The sequence below is a fragment of the Streptomyces sp. NPDC044571 genome (assembly GCF_040647115.1).
Classification (GTDB): Bacteria; Actinomycetota; Actinomycetes; order Streptomycetales; family Streptomycetaceae; genus Streptomyces.
Window position 1 is genome coordinate 148,746 of the sequence record NZ_JBEZBN010000006.1, and the last position, 15,689, is coordinate 164,434.

14 protein-coding genes are annotated in these 15,689 nt (G+C 73.3%); 13 read left to right on the top strand and 1 reads right to left on the bottom strand.

The features are described 5' to 3' along the window. Positions 1–11 precede the first annotated feature (11 nt). The 11 genes from AB0B01_RS05380 (at position 12) to AB0B01_RS05430 (ending at position 13,747) form a co-directional block, all read left to right on the top strand. On the top strand, positions 12–398 hold the full coding sequence (locus AB0B01_RS05380) for a hypothetical protein (protein ID WP_361713155.1): 387 nt from the start codon (positions 12–14) through the stop codon (positions 396–398). 36 nt (positions 399–434) lie between these two features. Next, positions 435–1,310, top strand: a complete 876-nt coding sequence (locus AB0B01_RS05385) for a TatD family hydrolase (protein WP_361713109.1) — start codon at positions 435–437, stop codon at positions 1,308–1,310. 106 nt (positions 1,311–1,416) lie between these two features. Next, entirely contained in the window at positions 1,417–3,222 is a 1,806-nt protein-coding gene (locus AB0B01_RS05390; protein ID WP_361713111.1) for a ubiquitin-like domain-containing protein, read from the top strand. After that, the gene (gene rsmA, locus AB0B01_RS05395) at positions 3,219–4,121 is read left to right on the top strand and encodes a 16S rRNA (adenine(1518)-N(6)/adenine(1519)-N(6))-dimethyltransferase RsmA (RefSeq protein WP_361713113.1); all 903 of its coding nucleotides are present in this window, start codon (positions 3,219–3,221) and stop codon (positions 4,119–4,121) included. The genes AB0B01_RS05390 and rsmA overlap by 4 nt, the downstream gene beginning before the upstream one ends. Further along, entirely contained in the window at positions 4,118–5,029 is a 912-nt protein-coding gene (locus AB0B01_RS05400) for a 4-(cytidine 5'-diphospho)-2-C-methyl-D-erythritol kinase (RefSeq protein WP_361713115.1), read from the top strand. The genes rsmA and AB0B01_RS05400 overlap by 4 nt, the downstream gene beginning before the upstream one ends. A 123-nt stretch (positions 5,030–5,152) precedes the next feature. Next, positions 5,153–6,949, top strand: a complete 1,797-nt coding sequence (locus AB0B01_RS05405; RefSeq protein ID WP_361713117.1) for an ABC-F family ATP-binding cassette domain-containing protein — start codon at positions 5,153–5,155, stop codon at positions 6,947–6,949. 135 nt (positions 6,950–7,084) lie between these two features. After that, positions 7,085–8,728, top strand: coding sequence for a PQQ-binding-like beta-propeller repeat protein (locus tag AB0B01_RS05410; RefSeq protein ID WP_361713119.1), 1,644 nt, complete (start codon positions 7,085–7,087; stop codon positions 8,726–8,728). Positions 8,729–8,768: 40 nt separating this feature from the next. After that, entirely contained in the window at positions 8,769–10,511 is a 1,743-nt protein-coding gene (locus AB0B01_RS05415) for a PQQ-binding-like beta-propeller repeat protein (protein ID WP_361713121.1), read from the top strand. Positions 10,512–10,666: 155 nt separating this feature from the next. After that, complete coding sequence (locus AB0B01_RS05420; RefSeq protein ID WP_361713123.1) at positions 10,667–11,356, top strand: LuxR C-terminal-related transcriptional regulator; 690 nt, start codon at positions 10,667–10,669, stop codon at positions 11,354–11,356. Between the two features lie 127 nt (positions 11,357–11,483). Further along, positions 11,484–12,431 carry a UDP-glucose 4-epimerase GalE gene (gene galE / locus AB0B01_RS05425; protein WP_361713157.1) on the top strand — a complete coding sequence of 316 codons (948 nt, stop codon included), beginning with the start codon at positions 11,484–11,486 and terminating at the stop codon, positions 12,429–12,431. Between the two features lie 530 nt (positions 12,432–12,961). Then, complete coding sequence (locus AB0B01_RS05430; RefSeq protein ID WP_361713125.1) at positions 12,962–13,747, top strand: response regulator transcription factor; 786 nt, start codon at positions 12,962–12,964, stop codon at positions 13,745–13,747. On the opposite strand, the gene AB0B01_RS05435 is transcribed toward AB0B01_RS05430, so the two are convergent. Next, complete coding sequence (locus AB0B01_RS05435) at positions 13,706–14,203, bottom strand: MarR family transcriptional regulator (protein WP_356853042.1); 498 nt, start codon at positions 14,201–14,203, stop codon at positions 13,706–13,708. The genes AB0B01_RS05430 and AB0B01_RS05435 overlap by 42 nt on opposite strands. A 175-nt stretch (positions 14,204–14,378) precedes the next feature. Here AB0B01_RS05435 and AB0B01_RS05440 point away from each other — a divergent pair, with 175 nt between their 5' ends. Then, positions 14,379–15,263, top strand: coding sequence for a trans-aconitate 2-methyltransferase (locus tag AB0B01_RS05440; RefSeq protein WP_361713127.1), 885 nt, complete (start codon positions 14,379–14,381; stop codon positions 15,261–15,263). 2 nt (positions 15,264–15,265) lie between these two features. Then, positions 15,266–15,646 (top strand): VOC family protein, encoded by a 381-nt coding sequence (locus tag AB0B01_RS05445; protein WP_361713129.1) that lies wholly within the window; start codon positions 15,266–15,268, stop codon positions 15,644–15,646. The last annotated feature ends 43 nt before the right edge of the window (positions 15,647–15,689 follow it).

A 15,689-nucleotide genomic window follows, 5' to 3' on the forward strand; every position in this document is an offset into this window, starting at 1 on the left:
CGTTCGCGTGCATGAAGTGCGGTTACGCCTGGGAGCAGGGCTACGAGATCGAGCACCACGTCGACGGCAAGGGCCAGCCCTTCATCATCTACACGGTCAAGGGCGAGCGGGTGCCCTCCCCGCTGTCGAACCCGACCTGCCACAACTGCGGCGGGCACGTGGTGCGGATCATGCGCGAGGGCCAGGTCTCGTCGGTGCTCGGCACGATCGACAAGCTCTACCACCACCGCATATCCCCCGGGATCGCAGGGCCCGTGCCGGCCGGCGCGAACCTGCCGCGCGCCCCGAAGCAGCGCAAGGCCCCGCTGCACGACGCTCCCGGGCCGGTGCCCGTGAACGCCGACATCGGGGAGCGCAGGGGCTGGCTGTCCCGGCTGGCGGCCCTGTTCCGCCGGTGACCGCGGGCCAAGGGGGCCGGTCATAAGATCGGCCGTATGAGCAACGCCTCCAAGGACGCACCGCCGCCGCTGCCCGAGCCCCTCCGGGTGGCGGTGGCGGATTCCCACACCCACCTGGACATGCAGGCCGGCACCGTCGAGGAGGGCCTGCGCAAGGCCGCCTCCGTCGGCGTGACCACGGTCGTCCAGGTCGGCTGCGACGTGAAGGGCTCCCGGTGGGCGGCCGAGACCGCCGCCGCGTACGAGAACGTCCACGCCGCCGTGGCCCTCCACCCGAACGAGGCGCCCCGCATCGTGCACGGGGACCCCGACGGCTGGTCGCGGCAGGGCGCGCGCGCCGGGGGCGGCGAGGCCGCGCTCGACGAGGCGCTGGCCGAGATCGAGGCCCTCGCGCAGCTGGACCACGTGAAGGCCGTCGGCGAGACCGGGCTGGACTACTTCCGCACCGGACCCGAGGGGATGGCCGCGCAGGAGCGGTCCTTCCGCGCGCACATCGAGATCGCCAAGCGGCAGGGCAAGGCGCTGGTCATCCACGACCGCGAGGCCCACGCCGACGTCCTGCGCGTCCTGCGCGAGGAGGGCGCCCCGGAGCGGACGGTGTTCCACTGCTACTCGGGCGACGCCGACATGGCCCGGGAGTGCGCCGCCGCGGGCTACTACCTGTCCTTCGCGGGCACCGTCACCTTCAAGAACGCCCAGCCGCTGCGCGACGCCCTTGCGGTGGCCCCGCTGGAGCTGGTGCTCGTCGAGACCGACGCCCCGTACCTGACCCCGGCGCCGTATCGCGGACGGCCCAACGCGCCGTACCTCATTCCGCTGACGGTACGGGCGATGGCCGCGGTCCGCGGGATCGACGAGGACGCGATGGCCACGGCCCTGGCGGCGAACACGGCGCGGGCCTTCGGCTACTGAACCACCGTTCGCCACACTGCGTAGCCGGTCGACTTGGGTGAGTGACGAAGGCTCCGCTAGGGTGCCGTGCCCGAACCGATGGGGCCGGACCAGTGGAGCGAGCGTCGTGAGCGAGATTCCTTTCACCGGGGTGTACGTACGCGAGTCCGACCCGCGCCTGTTCTGGCCGGACCTGAACCGCGAAGCACCGCCGCAGCCGGCCCCGTGGCCCGACCCGGAGCCCGCGCCGGCCCTGCCCTGGCCGGGCCCAGACCCGGATCCCGCCGCGCAGGCCCGCCGCCCGTGGCCCGAAGCCGCCCCTCGCCCGGAGCCGGCGCCGGCGACCTGGTCGGAGCCCGCCCGGGAGGGCGATCCCGGCCCGGCCGCCGCCGCCCGGTGGCTCGCGCCGGGCGGCCCCGCGTACCCCTGGCCGGAGCCGGCCGGCGGCCCGCCCGCGGATCCGGGGGCCGCGCAGGGCGGAGCCGAGCCCGAGCCCGGCGTGCCGGCGCCCCGCCCCGGCGAGAGGCGCGGCGGCAGGCGCCGCAGGGCGGCGGCCGAAGCCCCCGCCGGGCCGGACCGGGCGTACGCCCCCGCCGGGCCCGGCACCGGGCGGCGCCGCGGTCCCGAGTCCGCCGCCGGTGCCGGACCGGCCGCGTACGGGAGCGCCCCCGCAGGGCCCGGCACGGGGCGGCGCCGCAGCGGGGACCCCGCCCCCGACCAGCCCGGCACCGGAAGGCGGCGGCGTGAGGGGGCCACCGCGGCAGCAACCGGGGCCGCAGCAGCGGGGCTCGCAGCCGCCGGGGCCGTGGGAGCCGGGCTCCCGGGAGCCGCGGTCGCGGGGCGGGACAACTGGCGGCGGATCGTGCCGCAGGCGCTCGTCGTCGCCGTCCTCGCAGGCGGCACCACCGCCTTCGTCGCCGCGGACAAGTCCGTACGGCTCACCGTCGACGGGCAGCCCAGAACCCTGCACACCTTCGCCGACGACGTCGGTGAACTCCTCGCCGCCGAAGGACTCGGAGTCGGCCCCCACGACCTCGTCGCCCCCGCCCGCAACGCCGCCATCGGCGATGGGGACGAGGTCGTCGTCCACTACGGGCGCCCCCTGAAGCTCACGCTCGACGGGCAGAGCCGCCAGGTGTGGACCACCGCCCGCACCGTCGAGGGCGCACTGCGCCAGTTCGGGATCCGCGTCGAGGGCGCCTACCTCTCCACTGCCCGCACCGCCCCCGTCCCCCGCACCGGCCTCGCCCTCGCCGTCCGCACCGAACGCAGCATCACCTTCATGGCCGACGGCGCGGAGACCACCATCCGCACCAACGCGGCCACCGTCCAGGAAGCCCTCGCCCAGGCGGGGATCACCCTCCGCGGCCAGGACACCACCTCCGTCCCGCCCGCCTCCTTCCCCCGCGACGGCCAGACCGTCACCGTCCTGCGCGTCACCGGCACCCGCGAGGTCCGCGAAGAACGCATCCCGTACGCGACGGAGAGGGTCGAGGACGACAGCCTGTTCGCCGGGACCGAAGTCGTCGAACGGATCGGCCGCCCCGGTGCCCGCCGGGTCACCTACGTCCTGCGCACCGTCAACGGCGTCCGCCAAAAACCCCGCCAGGTCGCCGAGGAGACCGTCCGCGAGCCCGTCACCCAGCTCGTCAAGGTCGGCACGAAGCCGCTGCCGTCCTCCGTCGCCGGCGCGGACGGCCTGGACTGGGCGGCGCTGGCCCAGTGCGAGTCCGGCGGCCGCCCCGCCGCCACCGACGCGTCCGGCAACTACGGCGGGCTGTACCAGTTCGACGTACACACCTGGCAGAGCCTCGGCGGCAGCGGCCGCCCCCAGGACGCATCGGCCGCCGAGCAGACGTACCGGGCCAAGAAGCTCTACGTACAGCGGGGGGCGAGTCCCTGGCCGCACTGCGGCCGTAGGCTTTACCGGTGAGCACCGCAGAGCAGCAGCCCGACAGCACCACCTCAGACGCCCTCCTGGGCCCGGCAGACATCCGGGAACTGGCCGCCGTACTCGGCGTACGGCCGACGAAGCAGAAGGGCCAGAACTTCGTCATCGACGCCAACACGGTGCGCCGTATCGTGCGCACCGCCGAGGTGCGGCCCGACGACGTCGTCGTCGAGGTCGGGCCGGGGCTCGGCTCGCTGACGCTCGCCCTCCTGGAGGCCGCGGACCGGGTCACCGCCGTCGAGATCGACGACATCCTGGCCGCGGCGCTGCCCGCCACCATCGAGGCGCGGATGCCGCAGCGCAAGGACCGCTTCGCACTGGTCCACTCCGACGCGATGCTGGTGGAGGAACTGCCCGGGCCGCCGCCCACGGCACTCGTCGCGAACCTCCCGTACAACGTGGCCGTGCCCGTGCTGCTCACCATGCTGGACCGGTTCCCGAGCATCGAGCGCACGCTCGTCATGGTCCAGGCGGAGGTCGCCGACCGGCTGGCCGCCAAGCCCGGGAACAAGGTGTACGGCGTGCCCTCGGTCAAGGCGAACTGGTACGCGGACGTGAAGCGGGCCGGGTCGATCGGCCGCAACGTGTTCTGGCCCGCGCCGAACGTGGACTCGGGTCTCGTCTCGCTCGTGCGGCGCGCCGAGCCGATCAAGACGGCCGCCTCGAAGGCGGAGGTCTTCGCCGTCGTCGACGCGGCCTTCGCGCAGCGCCGCAAGACGCTGCGGGCGGCCCTGGCCGGCTGGGCCGGCTCCGCGGCGGCCGCCGAGGCGGCGCTCGTCGCCGCCGGGATCTCCCCGCAGGCACGCGGCGAGTCCCTCACCGTCGAGGAGTTCGCGGCGATCGCCGAGCACAAGCCCGCCGCCGAAAGGCCGGCGCTGTGAGCGCGGCACCGGCCGCGGGGGTGACCGTACGGGTCCCCGCGAAGGTCAACGTCCAGCTGGCGGTCGGCGCGGCCCGGCCCGACGGCTTCCACGACCTCGCCAACGTCTTCCTCGCCGTGTCCCTCCACGACGAGGTGACCGCCACGCCGGCCGACGGCCTCACCATCGGCTGCACGGGCCCGGACGCCGACCAGGTCCCGCTGGACCGGACGAACCTGGCGGCGCGGGCCGCGGAGCTCCTGGCGGCCCGGGCCGGCCTGGCCCCCGACGTCCACCTGCACATCGCGAAGAGCATCCCCGTCGCCGGCGGCATGGCCGGCGGCAGCGCCGACGGCGCGGCGGCCCTGCTGGCCTGCGACACCCTGTGGGGGCTGGACACCCCCGTCGAGGACCTCCTGGACATCTGCGCCGAGCTCGGCAGCGACGTGCCGTTCAGCCTGGTGGGCGGCGCCGCCCTGGGCACCGGACGCGGGGAACTGCTGACCCCGGTCGAGGCGGGCTCCTTCCACTGGGTGTTCGCCGTGGCCGATGGCGGCCTGTCGACCCCGGCGGTGTTCCGGGAGTTCGACCGGCTCGCCGCGGGCCGGCCGGTCCCGGCGCCCGAGGCCTCGCCGGCCCTGCTGGCGGCCCTGGCCTCCGGGGACGCGGACGCCCTCGCCGCCACCCTGGCCAACGACCTCCAGCCGGCCGCGCTGTCGCTGCGCCCGCAGCTGGCGCAGACCCTGGCCGCGGGCACCGAGGCGGGCGCCCTGGCGGGTCTGGTCTCCGGCTCCGGCCCGACCACGGCGTTCCTGGTCCGCGATCCCGAAGCGGCCCTGAAGGTGGCGGCGGCCCTCGAAGCCTCCGGCACCTGCCGCACCACCCGGGTGGCCACCAGCCCGTCCCCCGGAGCGGTGGTCCTGCCCTAGCGTCCCCCGTCGCCCGGCCGCCCGCGGCGCCTTGCGGCCCGGCCCGGAGGGTTAGGCTGGGGGGCTGATCCACATTTTCCCCCCGGGCCCGGACCGGGGGGACCCCCACCTGGAGCGCGTCTGATGGCCGTCAATCTGGTCAATGTCGAGGCAGTCAGCAAGGTGTACGGAACCCGTGCCCTGCTCGACGGCATCTCCCTCGGCGTGTCCGAGGGAGACCGGATCGGTGTCGTGGGCCGCAACGGCGACGGCAAGACCACCCTGATCCGCATGCTCGCCAAACTGGAGGAGCCCGACACCGGCCGGGTCACCCAGAGCGGCGGCCTGCGCATGGGCGTCCTCACCCAGCACGACTCCCTCGACCCCGCGGCGACCATCCGCCACGAGATGATCCGGGACATGGCCGACCACGAGTGGGCCGGCAACGCCAGGATCCGCGACATCCTGACCGGCCTCTTCGGCGGCCTCGACCTGCCCGGCTTCGCGCAGGGCCTCGACACCGTCATCGGCCCGCTCTCCGGCGGCGAACGCCGCCGCATCGCCCTCGCCAAGCTGCTCATCGCCGACCAGGACCTGCTCGTCCTCGACGAGCCCACCAACCACCTCGACGTCGAGGGCATCGCCTGGCTCGCCCGCCACCTGCAGGAGCGGCGCTCCGCGCTCGTGTGCGTCACCCACGACCGCTGGTTCCTCGACCAGGTCTGCACCCGCATGTGGGACGTCCAGCGCGGCTCCGTCTACGAGTACGAAGGCGGCTACAGCGACTACGTCTTCGCCCGCGCCGAACGCGAGCGGATCGCCGCCACCGAGGAGACCAAGCGGCAGAACCTGATGCGCAAGGAGCTGGCCTGGCTGCGCCGCGGCGCCCCCGCCCGCACCTCCAAGCCCCGCTACCGCATCGAGGCCGCCAACGAGCTCATCGCCGACGTGCCGCCGCCGCGCGACAAGTCCGAGCTGATGCGCTTCGCCAACGCCCGCCTCGGCAAGACCGTGTTCGACCTGGAGAACGTCACCGTCCAGGCCGGCCCGAAGATCCTGCTCAAGCAGCTCACCTGGCACCTCGGCCCCGGTGACCGCGTCGGCCTCGTCGGCGTCAACGGCGCCGGCAAGACCTCCCTGCTGCGCGCGCTGGCCGAAGCCGCCCGCACCCAGGGCGACGTACAGCCCGTCGCGGGCACCGTCACCGTCGGCAAGACCGTCAAGCTCGCCTACCTCTCCCAGGAGGTCGGCGAACTCGACCCGTCCCTGCGCGTCCTGGAGGCCGTGCAGCGCGTACGCGACCGGGTCGACCTCGGCAAGGGCCGCGAGATGACCGCCGGTCAGCTGTGCGAGCAGTTCGGCTTCACCAAGGAGAAGCAGTGGACGCCCGTCGGCGACCTCTCCGGCGGTGAGCGCCGCCGCCTGCAGATCCTGCGGCTGCTGATGGACGAGCCCAACGTCCTGTTCCTCGACGAGCCCACCAACGACCTCGACATCGAGACCCTCACCCAGCTGGAGGACCTCCTCGACGGCTGGCCCGGCTCGATGATCGTGATCTCCCACGACCGGTTCTTCATCGAGCGCACCACCGACACGGTGATGGCCCTGCTCGGCGACGCCACGCTGCGGATGCTGCCGCGCGGGCTCGACGAGTACCTGGAGCGCCGCCGGAAGATGATCGAGGCGGCCGCCCCGGCACCGGCCCCCGCCGCCCCCAAGTCGACGGCCTCCGGGGACTCCCGCCTCGCGAAGAAGGAACTGGCGAAGATCGAGCGGCAGCTCAACAAGATGTCGGACCGCGAGAGCAATCTGCACGCCCAGATCGCCGAGCACGCCACCGACTTCGACAAGGTCGCCAAGCTCGACGCGGAGCTGCGCGAACTCATCTCGGAGCGGGACGAGTTGGAGATGCGCTGGCTGGAGCTGGCCGAGGAGGCGTAGCCCGCCGGCCGATAACAGCGTTGTCACGGGCCGGTCCTCCCTTGGGAACAGGGGCAGGACCGGCCCGATGTATGGACGGCGTCAGTGATACAAAGGTGATCCTCCACGATCACCCGACGCCGAAGGTATGCGCTGATGACCGAGCCGCCCCAGCCGCCGAACCAGCCGCCCCCGCCGTCCGGTTACGGTCACCTGCCCGGCCCGCCGCAGTCCGCGCCCGGCTACGGCCACCCGCCGCAGGGCGAGAACCCGTACGCCCAGCAGCCCCCCACCCAGCCCATGCACCAGCCTGCTTGGGGGCCCCAGCCGGCCGCACCCCCGGCGGGCTACGGCTATCCGCCGCCCGGGGCCCCGCAGGGCCAGGGCATGCCGCCGAAGAAGCGGATGACCGTCATCATCGCCGCGGCCGTCGCCGGCGTGCTCGTCCTCGGCGCAGGCGCGTACGCCGCCTTCGCCGGCGGCGACGACAAGGACCCGAAGAAGCCCGTAGCGCAGAGTCCGGGCCCCGATGACAAGCCGTCCAACTCCGCCGACACCGGCGACGGCAGCGGCAACGGCTCGAAGGACGACGAGGACCTCAACGCCGGCCGCAAGCAGGGCGAGGACAAGGTCCTGTGGCTGAAGACCGCCAAGGTCGACGGCCCCGGCCTGGGCGTGGACTCCGAAGGCCAGTGGGTCGTCGGCGACACCGTCGTCAAGAGCGTCTGGAAGAACCTCACCGCCTACGGCTCCACCGACGGCAAGGAGAAGTGGACGCTCGCCTTCCCCACGCCGATCTGCGCCGTCACCCGCCAGACCACCGCCGAAGCCAAGACCGTCGTCATGTTCAAGGACGGCGAAGGCGACAGCGCCAGCTGCAACCAGATGCGGCAGGTCGACCTCAAGTCCGGCAAGGAGGGCTGGACGAAGGAGGTGCCCAAGGAGGGCCTCTTCGACATCATGACCAGCCCCAGCCTCGGCATCACCGGCGACACCGTCGCCGTCAGCCGCAGCGGCACGGCCAGCGCCTTCAAGGTCAGCACCGGCGACAAGCTGTTCGGCAGCGCCACGGCCGAGGGCTGCAAGCCCGACTCCTACGTCGCCCACAGCGGCAAGATGATCGCCATCTCCACCTGCTACGACGACGACATGACCGCCGAGGTCTCCGACGCCGACCCGGTCACCGGCAAGAAGACCTGGACCTACCGGCTCCCCGCCAAGTACAAGGTCACCGCCGTCTACTCGCTGGACCCGCTCGTCCTCGACGTCGGCAACGAGGACAAGAAGGAACGCTCCATCGTGGTCCTCGGACCCGACGGCAAGCAGCGCACCACCGTCAGCGGCGAAGGCAGCTTCGCCACCAACTGCAGCGGCGGCCTCTTCCGGTCCGTCGAGGTCTGCTCCACCACCGCCGTCGACGCGAACACCCTCTACCTGCCGACCGTCGCGGAGCCCGGCAAGGCCAACGAGATCGTCGCCTTCGACCTGGGCACCGGCAAGGTCAAGTGGCGCACCCCCGCCGGGGACAAGCGCACCCTCACCCCGCTGGGCGCCGCGAACGGGCAGCTGATCGCCTACCGCCACGCCGAGCAGGACCAGGGCGGCGAGGTCGTCTCGATCCCCGCCGCCGGCGGGCAGCCCACCGCGCTGCTGCGCAACCCGTCGGGCGCCGCCGCGCCGATCGAGAGCTCCTTCTACGCCCCGAAGGTCGACTACGTGGGCGGCCGGCTGTACATCTCCGCCTCCCGCCTGCTCGCCAAGGGCAAGGACGAGAAGCTCCTGATGGTCTTCGGCAAGTGAACGCGTCCAACGAGCCGCCCACCGAGAGGCTTAGCAACCCATGAGTACCCCGCCGCCCCCGCCCCAGCCGCCCGCCGGCGGCTTCGGAGCACCGCAGGATCCTCCCCCAGCCAACGCCGGGGGGACCCCCACGCCCGGCGGCTTCGGCGCGCCGCCGCCGGTGCCGCCCGTACCGCCGGGGCCCCCGCAGCCGCCGGCCGAGCCGCCGACCGTACCGGCCGCGCCGCCCGCGGGCCCGCCCGGGCAGCCGGCGTACGGATACCCCCAGCAGGGCTACGCCTACCCGCCCCAGCAGCAGGCGCCGACGTACGTCCCCCAGCCCGCCGCACCCGCGGGCGCCACGGGCGGCGGCAACGACAAGCGCACCCAGCTGTTGATCGTCGGCGCGGCCCTCCTGGCCATCGTCCTGATCATCGCCGGCGGGTTCTGGTACGTCTCCGGCGACGACGGCGGCGGCACCCGGCCCAGCGCCAACGGCGGCGGCACCGGCGGTGACAAGCCGGTCGGCGGCACGCCCGGGTCGGAGAAGGTCCCCTCCAACCCCAAGTCGAAGACGCTGTTCAACCAGCCCAACCCGACGCCGGAAGACGTCGTCGGCGTCGCGGGCTCCTGGCTCACCGACACGACCTACATCAAGTCCGACGTGGCCAAGGTCGTCGGCTACAACGTCGTCGACGGCGGCAAGAAGTGGGAGCTGCCGTTCCCCGGCGAGCTCTGCGGCGCCACCAAGCACATCACCGACAACAAGACGGCGGTGCTCTTCCGCCCGGCCCAGGCCACGCCCGAGAACAAGTACCCGCCGTGCACCGAGGTCGGCGTCATCGACCTGAACACCGGCAAGCTCGTCTGGTCCGGCAACGCCAAGGGCGCCACCACCGGCGACAAGCCCGCCGCCTACTACGAGGTCACCCTCAGCGGCCAGACCGTCGCCGCGGGCGGCACCAGCGGCGGCGCCGCCTGGAACCTCGCCGACGGCAAGCCCCTGTGGACGCCCAAGGTCGACGGCGAAGGCTGCTACGACATGGGCTACGCGGGCGGCGAGGCCCTCGGCGTGATCCGCAAGTGCGGCCGCGGCAGCGCCCAGACCCTGTACGCGCAGAGCCTGGACCCGGCCACCGGAGCCCCCACCGCCTCCTACAAGCTCTCGCCCGGCATCGAGTGGGCCTCCCTCATCTCGACCAAGCCCCTGATCGTCGCCGCGGACGTCGGCAAGACGGCGAAGAACGCCACGGGCGTCAGCGACCTGTTCGTCGTCGACGCCAAGGGCGAACTGAAGACGCGCATCTCGCTCGCCTCCGGCAACTTCGCCGGCAAGTGCGGGGCCACCGAGGTCGAGAAGTGCAGCGGCTTCGTCGTCGGCAACGGCAAGGTCTACCTGCCCTCGTACGAGCACCAGGGCCAGGCCGCCGTCGGCCGCACCAACGAGATCCTCTCCTTCGACCTGGAGACCGGCAAGCAGACCACCGACCGCGCCGACGCCGGCGAGCGGTACACCATGTGGCCGCTGCGCATGGACGGGTCGAACATCATTGCCTACAAGGAGCCCCCGTACGACAAGGGCGGCCAGGTCGTCAGCATCGACGGCACGACGATGAAGGAGACCGTCCTGATGGAGAACCCGGCCGAGAAGACCAGCCGGGCCGCCGAGACCGCCTTCTCCCCCGAGTACTCCGAGTACCGCTACCACAACGGCAAGCTCTTCATCTCCCGTACCACGGCCCGCAAGCCGTACTCGTCCACGGGCGACCCGGAGTACCTGTTCGTCTCCTTCACCGCAAGCTGATCCCCGGCCGCCCACGCGGTCACCCGCCGTCAGCCGCGCAGTCACCCCGAGCCCCCGGAAGGTCCGCCTTCCGGGGGCTTCTGCGCGGTATCCGCCGCGCACCGTCGAACAAGCGTGTAGCTTGCCGGGGCAGAAGGGTCGGGGGTGGGTGCCCAATGGGCGTACGGGTCATGGTGGTCGACGAGCACCGGCTGCTGGCCGAGGCGCTGGCCTCTGCCCTGAAACTGCGCGGGCACCGGGTGCTCGCGGCGGCCGCACCGGCCGCGGGCGCCGCCGAGCTGGTCATCAGCCGGTCCCCGGAGGTGTGCCTGCTCGGCACCGCCACGCCCGCCGAGCCGGGCGTCTTCGAACCGGTGGTCCGCATCAAGCGGGAGCGCCCACAGATCGCCGTCGTCGTCCTGGGACCGGTGCCCAGCCCGCGCGGGATCGCGGCCGCCTTCGCCGCGGGGGCGTCCGGCTACGTACGCCACGACGAGCGGATCGAAGGGGTGGAGCGGGCGCTGGCCAAGGCCCGGGCGGGGGAAGTCGCCGTCTCCCCGCAGCTGCTCCAGGGGGCCTTCGCCGAGCTGCTGAACCCCGCCGTCCAGCCCGACGACGAGGGCAGCCGGCTGCTGCGGCTGCTCACCCCGCGCGAGGTGGAGGTCCTGCTGCGGGTCGCCGACGGCGAGGACACCCGGCTCATCGCGGCGGGCATGGAGATCGCCCCGAGCACGGCCCGTACGCACGTCCAGCGGGTGCTGATGAAGCTGGGGGTCGGCTCACGGCTGGAGGCGGCCGCCCTGGCCGCCCGGACCGGTCTGCTGGACCGGGTGGTCCTGCCGCGGGCGGCCTCCGCGCCGGAGTGAGACGCCCGCCGATTTCCCCGGAGGGCCGGAATCCGGTAAGCCAGTGACCGGCACGTGCACGCACGGCGCGTGCGATCCCCCTCGGAGAGGTAGTAGGCGAGTGAGTGAGACGGCGTCTTCCAAGTACATGGTCACCGGCGGCGCCGGATACGTCGGCAGTGTCGTGGCGGCCCACCTCCTGGAGGCCGGGCACGAGGTCACCGTCCTCGACGACCTGTCCACCGGCTTCCGCGCGAGCGTCCCCGCCGGCGCCGCCTTCATCGAAGGCCGCATCCAGGACGCCGAGAAGTACCTCGACTCCTCCTACGACGGCGTCTTGCACTTCGCGGCCTCCTCGCAGGTCGGCGAGTCCGTCGTGAACCCGGGCAAGTACTGGGACAACAACGTGGGCGGCACCCTCGCCCTGCTGGCCGCGATGCGCTCCGCCGGCGTGCGCACCCTCGTCTTCTCCTCCACCGCCGCCACCTACGGCGAGCCCACCGAGGGCCTGCTCACCGAGGACTCGGTCACCAAGCCCACCAACCCCTACGGCGCCTCGAAGCTGGCCGTCGACCACATGATCGCCGGGGAGTGCGCGGCGCACGGGGTGGCGGCGGTGTCGCTGCGCTACTTCAACGTGGCGGGGGCGTACGGGGAGTTCGGCGAGCGCCACGACCCCGAGACCCACCTGATCCCGCTCGTGCTCCAGGTCGCCCTGGGCCGGCGCGAGTCGATCTCGGTGTTCGGCGAGGACTACCCGACCGCGGACGGCACGTGCGTACGCGACTACATCCACGTCGCCGACCTCGCGCAGGCCCACCTGGCCGCGCTGCGGGCCGCCACCGCGGGCGAGCACCTGATCTGCAACCTCGGCAACGGCAACGGCTTCTCGGTCCGCGAGGTCATCGAGACCGTCCGCAAGGTCACCGGCAAGGAGATCCCGGAGGTCGTCGCCCCGCGCCGGGCCGGCGACCCCGCGGTCCTCGTGGCCTCCGCGCGCCGGGCGCACGAGAGGCTCGGCTGGACGCCGACCCGCGCGGACCTCACCGGCATCATCACGGACGCCTGGAACTTCACCCGCGCCCACTGTTCCTGACCTCCCGCGCCGCACCCGCTCACCGCGCCCCCCGCACCGCACCGGTGCGGGGGGCGCGGTGCGTACGGGCAACCGGCAGGGCGTGCGGCCCGTACGGGCGCTGTGCCAGGGGCGTGCGCAGGGCGGCCGGCGCCGCGGGCGGGCGCCGTGCGCGGGCGCCCGGCGTGCACACGCCGGGTGAACCGACCCCCGCGCACCTGCCCGTGGCACGCTCCGGGGGCCCGGCCCGTTTACGGGCCACCCCCGGACATCGAATTCAGGCCACCGCCACGCCCGTTCGGCAGGTTCGAGCCGGAAAATCGCGGGGAAAACTTCTGCTATTCGGCCAACCGCGAGGGGAGACCCGCTCTACGCTGATGCGTGACACCGGTGGGGGCCGGTGTTGTTTCAGGGGTCGAGACACGCCGGGTACGGCGTCCGGTCCGGGGTAGTGCAGAGGTGTCTCGGCGGCGGCCGCGGCAGCTGCGGATCACCCGGTCCGTGCGCCGTACTCGCAGTCGTCCGTCCGTTCCCCGACCCTTGGGGGTTTTGTGGTTCGTATCCGGGTTCTCGTGGTCGACGATCACCGCATCTTCGCCGAATCGCTCGCCGCCGCGCTCGCGGCCGAGCCCGACGTGGACGTGTCCGCGGCCGGCAGCGGTCCCGCCGCGCTGCGCTGTCTCGAACGGGCGGTGGCGGAGGGCCGCCGCTTCGACGTCCTGCTGGTCGATTCCGACCTCGGCGCCGCAGCCGGTGCCGTGCCCGCGCAGCGCGAGGCGGGCTCCGGCCCGCTGCCGCCGGGCGCGCCCGGCGCGCCCGGTCCGGACGGGATCGCGCTGGTCGCAGGGGTGCGGGCCTCCCACCCGGGGGTGCGCACCGTGGTGCTGGCCGAGCGCGACGATCCGCGCCGGGCGGCGCTCGCCCTGCAGGCGGGTGCCTCCGGCTGGGTGGCGAAGGACTGCTCGCTCTCGCGGCTGCTCGCCGTCATCCGGGGGGTGCTGCGCGAGGAGACCCACCTGCCGCCCGCGCTGCTGACCGGCGTGCTGCGCGAGCTGACGGCCGCGCGCAAGCACCGCAGTGACAGCGAGCGGCTCGTGGAGTCCCTCACGCCGCGCGAACACGAGGTGTTGCGCTGCATGGTGGCGGGGCTGGGCCGCAAGGACGTGGCCGCGCGGCTGTTCCTGTCCCCGCACACCGTCCGCACGCACATGCAGAACGTGCTGGGCAAGCTGGGGGTGCACTCCACGCTCGCGGCGGTGGCGCTGGCCCGGCGGGCCGGGGTGCGGCCGGCGGAGCTAGCCGGGGATGTTGTCGAACGGAGCGGTCAACTGGCGTAGCAGCCCGGCGAGATCGCCGCGCTCGGCCCGTGAGAGCTGGGCCAGGATCGCCCGTTCCTGGGCCAGCAGGCCGGCGAGCGCCTCGTCGGCGCGGTCGCGGCCCTCGGGCGTCAGGCGGACGAGGACGCCCCGCCGGTCGTTGGGATCGGGCAGCCGCTCGACGAGGCCCTTCTTGGCGAGCCGGTCGATGCGGTTGGTCATGGTGCCGGAGGTGACGAGGGTCTGGGTCAGCAACTGGCCGGGGGAGAGCTGGTAGGGCGCGCCGGCGCGCCGCAGGGAGGTCAGCACGTCGAACTCCCAGGGCTCCAGGCCGTGCTCGGAGAAGGCGAGCCTGCGGGCCCGGTCGAGGTGCCGGGCCAGCCTGCTGACGCGGCTCAGTACTTCGAGCGGTTCCACGTCGAGGTCAGGGCGCTCCCGCCGCCATGCCGCGACCAATCGGTCGACCTCGTCCTCCATGCCGATCAGTGTAAGGGGTCTGTCGATGTGAAGTCTCTTCAAAGCAAGGATCTCGACAGTGGATATCTCGATACCATGAATCTTGACATCAAGATATATTTTGGCTGACGATGGGCATGGAGGGGGCCGGAACGGCTTCCGCTTCCGCCCGCCCCGCCAGCAGGGAGGCTCGAACATGCATTCCGATATCGCGTCGGCCCGGATCCCCACCGCCACCGCCCACGCCGCGCCCACCTGGGACCCCCAGCAGTACCTCCGGCACGCCGGACACCGAACCCGCCCCTTCCTCGATCTCCTGAGCCGGATACCCGAACTCCCCGCCCTCCCCCGGACCTCGTCCGGGGAGACCCCCGCCGCCCGCATCGCGGACCTCGGCTGCGGCCCCGGCAACGTCACCGCCCTCCTCGCCGACCGCTGGCCCCAGGCCCGCATCACCGGCTTCGACCTCTCCCCGGACATGCTGCTGCGCGCCACCGAGGAGCACGCCGGACCCACCCCCGGCGGTGGCAGCATCGACTTCCGCCACGCCGACATCGCCGACTGGCTCCCCGAGGAGCCCTACGACCTCATCGTCTCCAACGCCGCCCTCCAATGGGTCCCCAGCCATCCCGGCTCCTTCGCCGCCTGGATCAACGGACTGCGCCCCGGCGGCACTTTCGCCTTCCAGATCCCCGGCAACTTCACCGCCCCCAGCCACGCCCTCCTCGCCGAACTCTGCGACACCCCGCGCTGGCGGGGCCGCCTGGCCGGGCACGGCGCCCGTTACGTCCACATCCTCGAACCTGCCGAATACCTCGCCCGCTTCACCGAGCTGGGCTGCGCCGCCGACACATGGGAGACGACCTACTACCAGATGCTGTCCGGCCCCGACCCCGTACTCGACTGGGTCAAGGGCACCGCCATGCGGCCCGTCCTGACCGCCCTCGGCGACGACAAGGACGCCGCCGACGCCTTCGTCGCCGAGTACCGCGACCTGCTGCGCGCCGCCTACCCGCCCGGCCCGCGCGGCACCGTCTTCCCCTTCCGGCGCATCTTCGCCGTCGCCCGCAAGGAGCCCTGAGCATGCTGACCGCAGTCGACCACGTCCAACTCGCGGCGCCACCGGGCTCGGAGGACCACCTGCGCGCCTACTACACGCACGTCCTCGGCATGACCGAGATCCCCAAGCCGCCCGTCCTCGCCGCCCGCGGCGGCTGCTGGTTCGCCGCCGGGCCCGTGCAGCTGCACCTGGGCGTCGAGGAGGACTTCCGGCCCGCCCGCAAAGCCCACCCGGGCCTGCGCGTGACCGGCATCGAGGCGTACGCGAGCAGGCTGGAACAGCGCGGCGCCAAGGTCGTCTGGGACGACGACCTGCCGGGCCACCGCCGCTTCTACTCCGAGGACCCCGTGGGCAACCGGCTTGAGTTCCTGGAGCCGCACGGCCCGCAGCCGCACCCGGCGTGACGGCCGCGCGACGGCGCCCCGCCACCGCAACCGCGGTGACGGG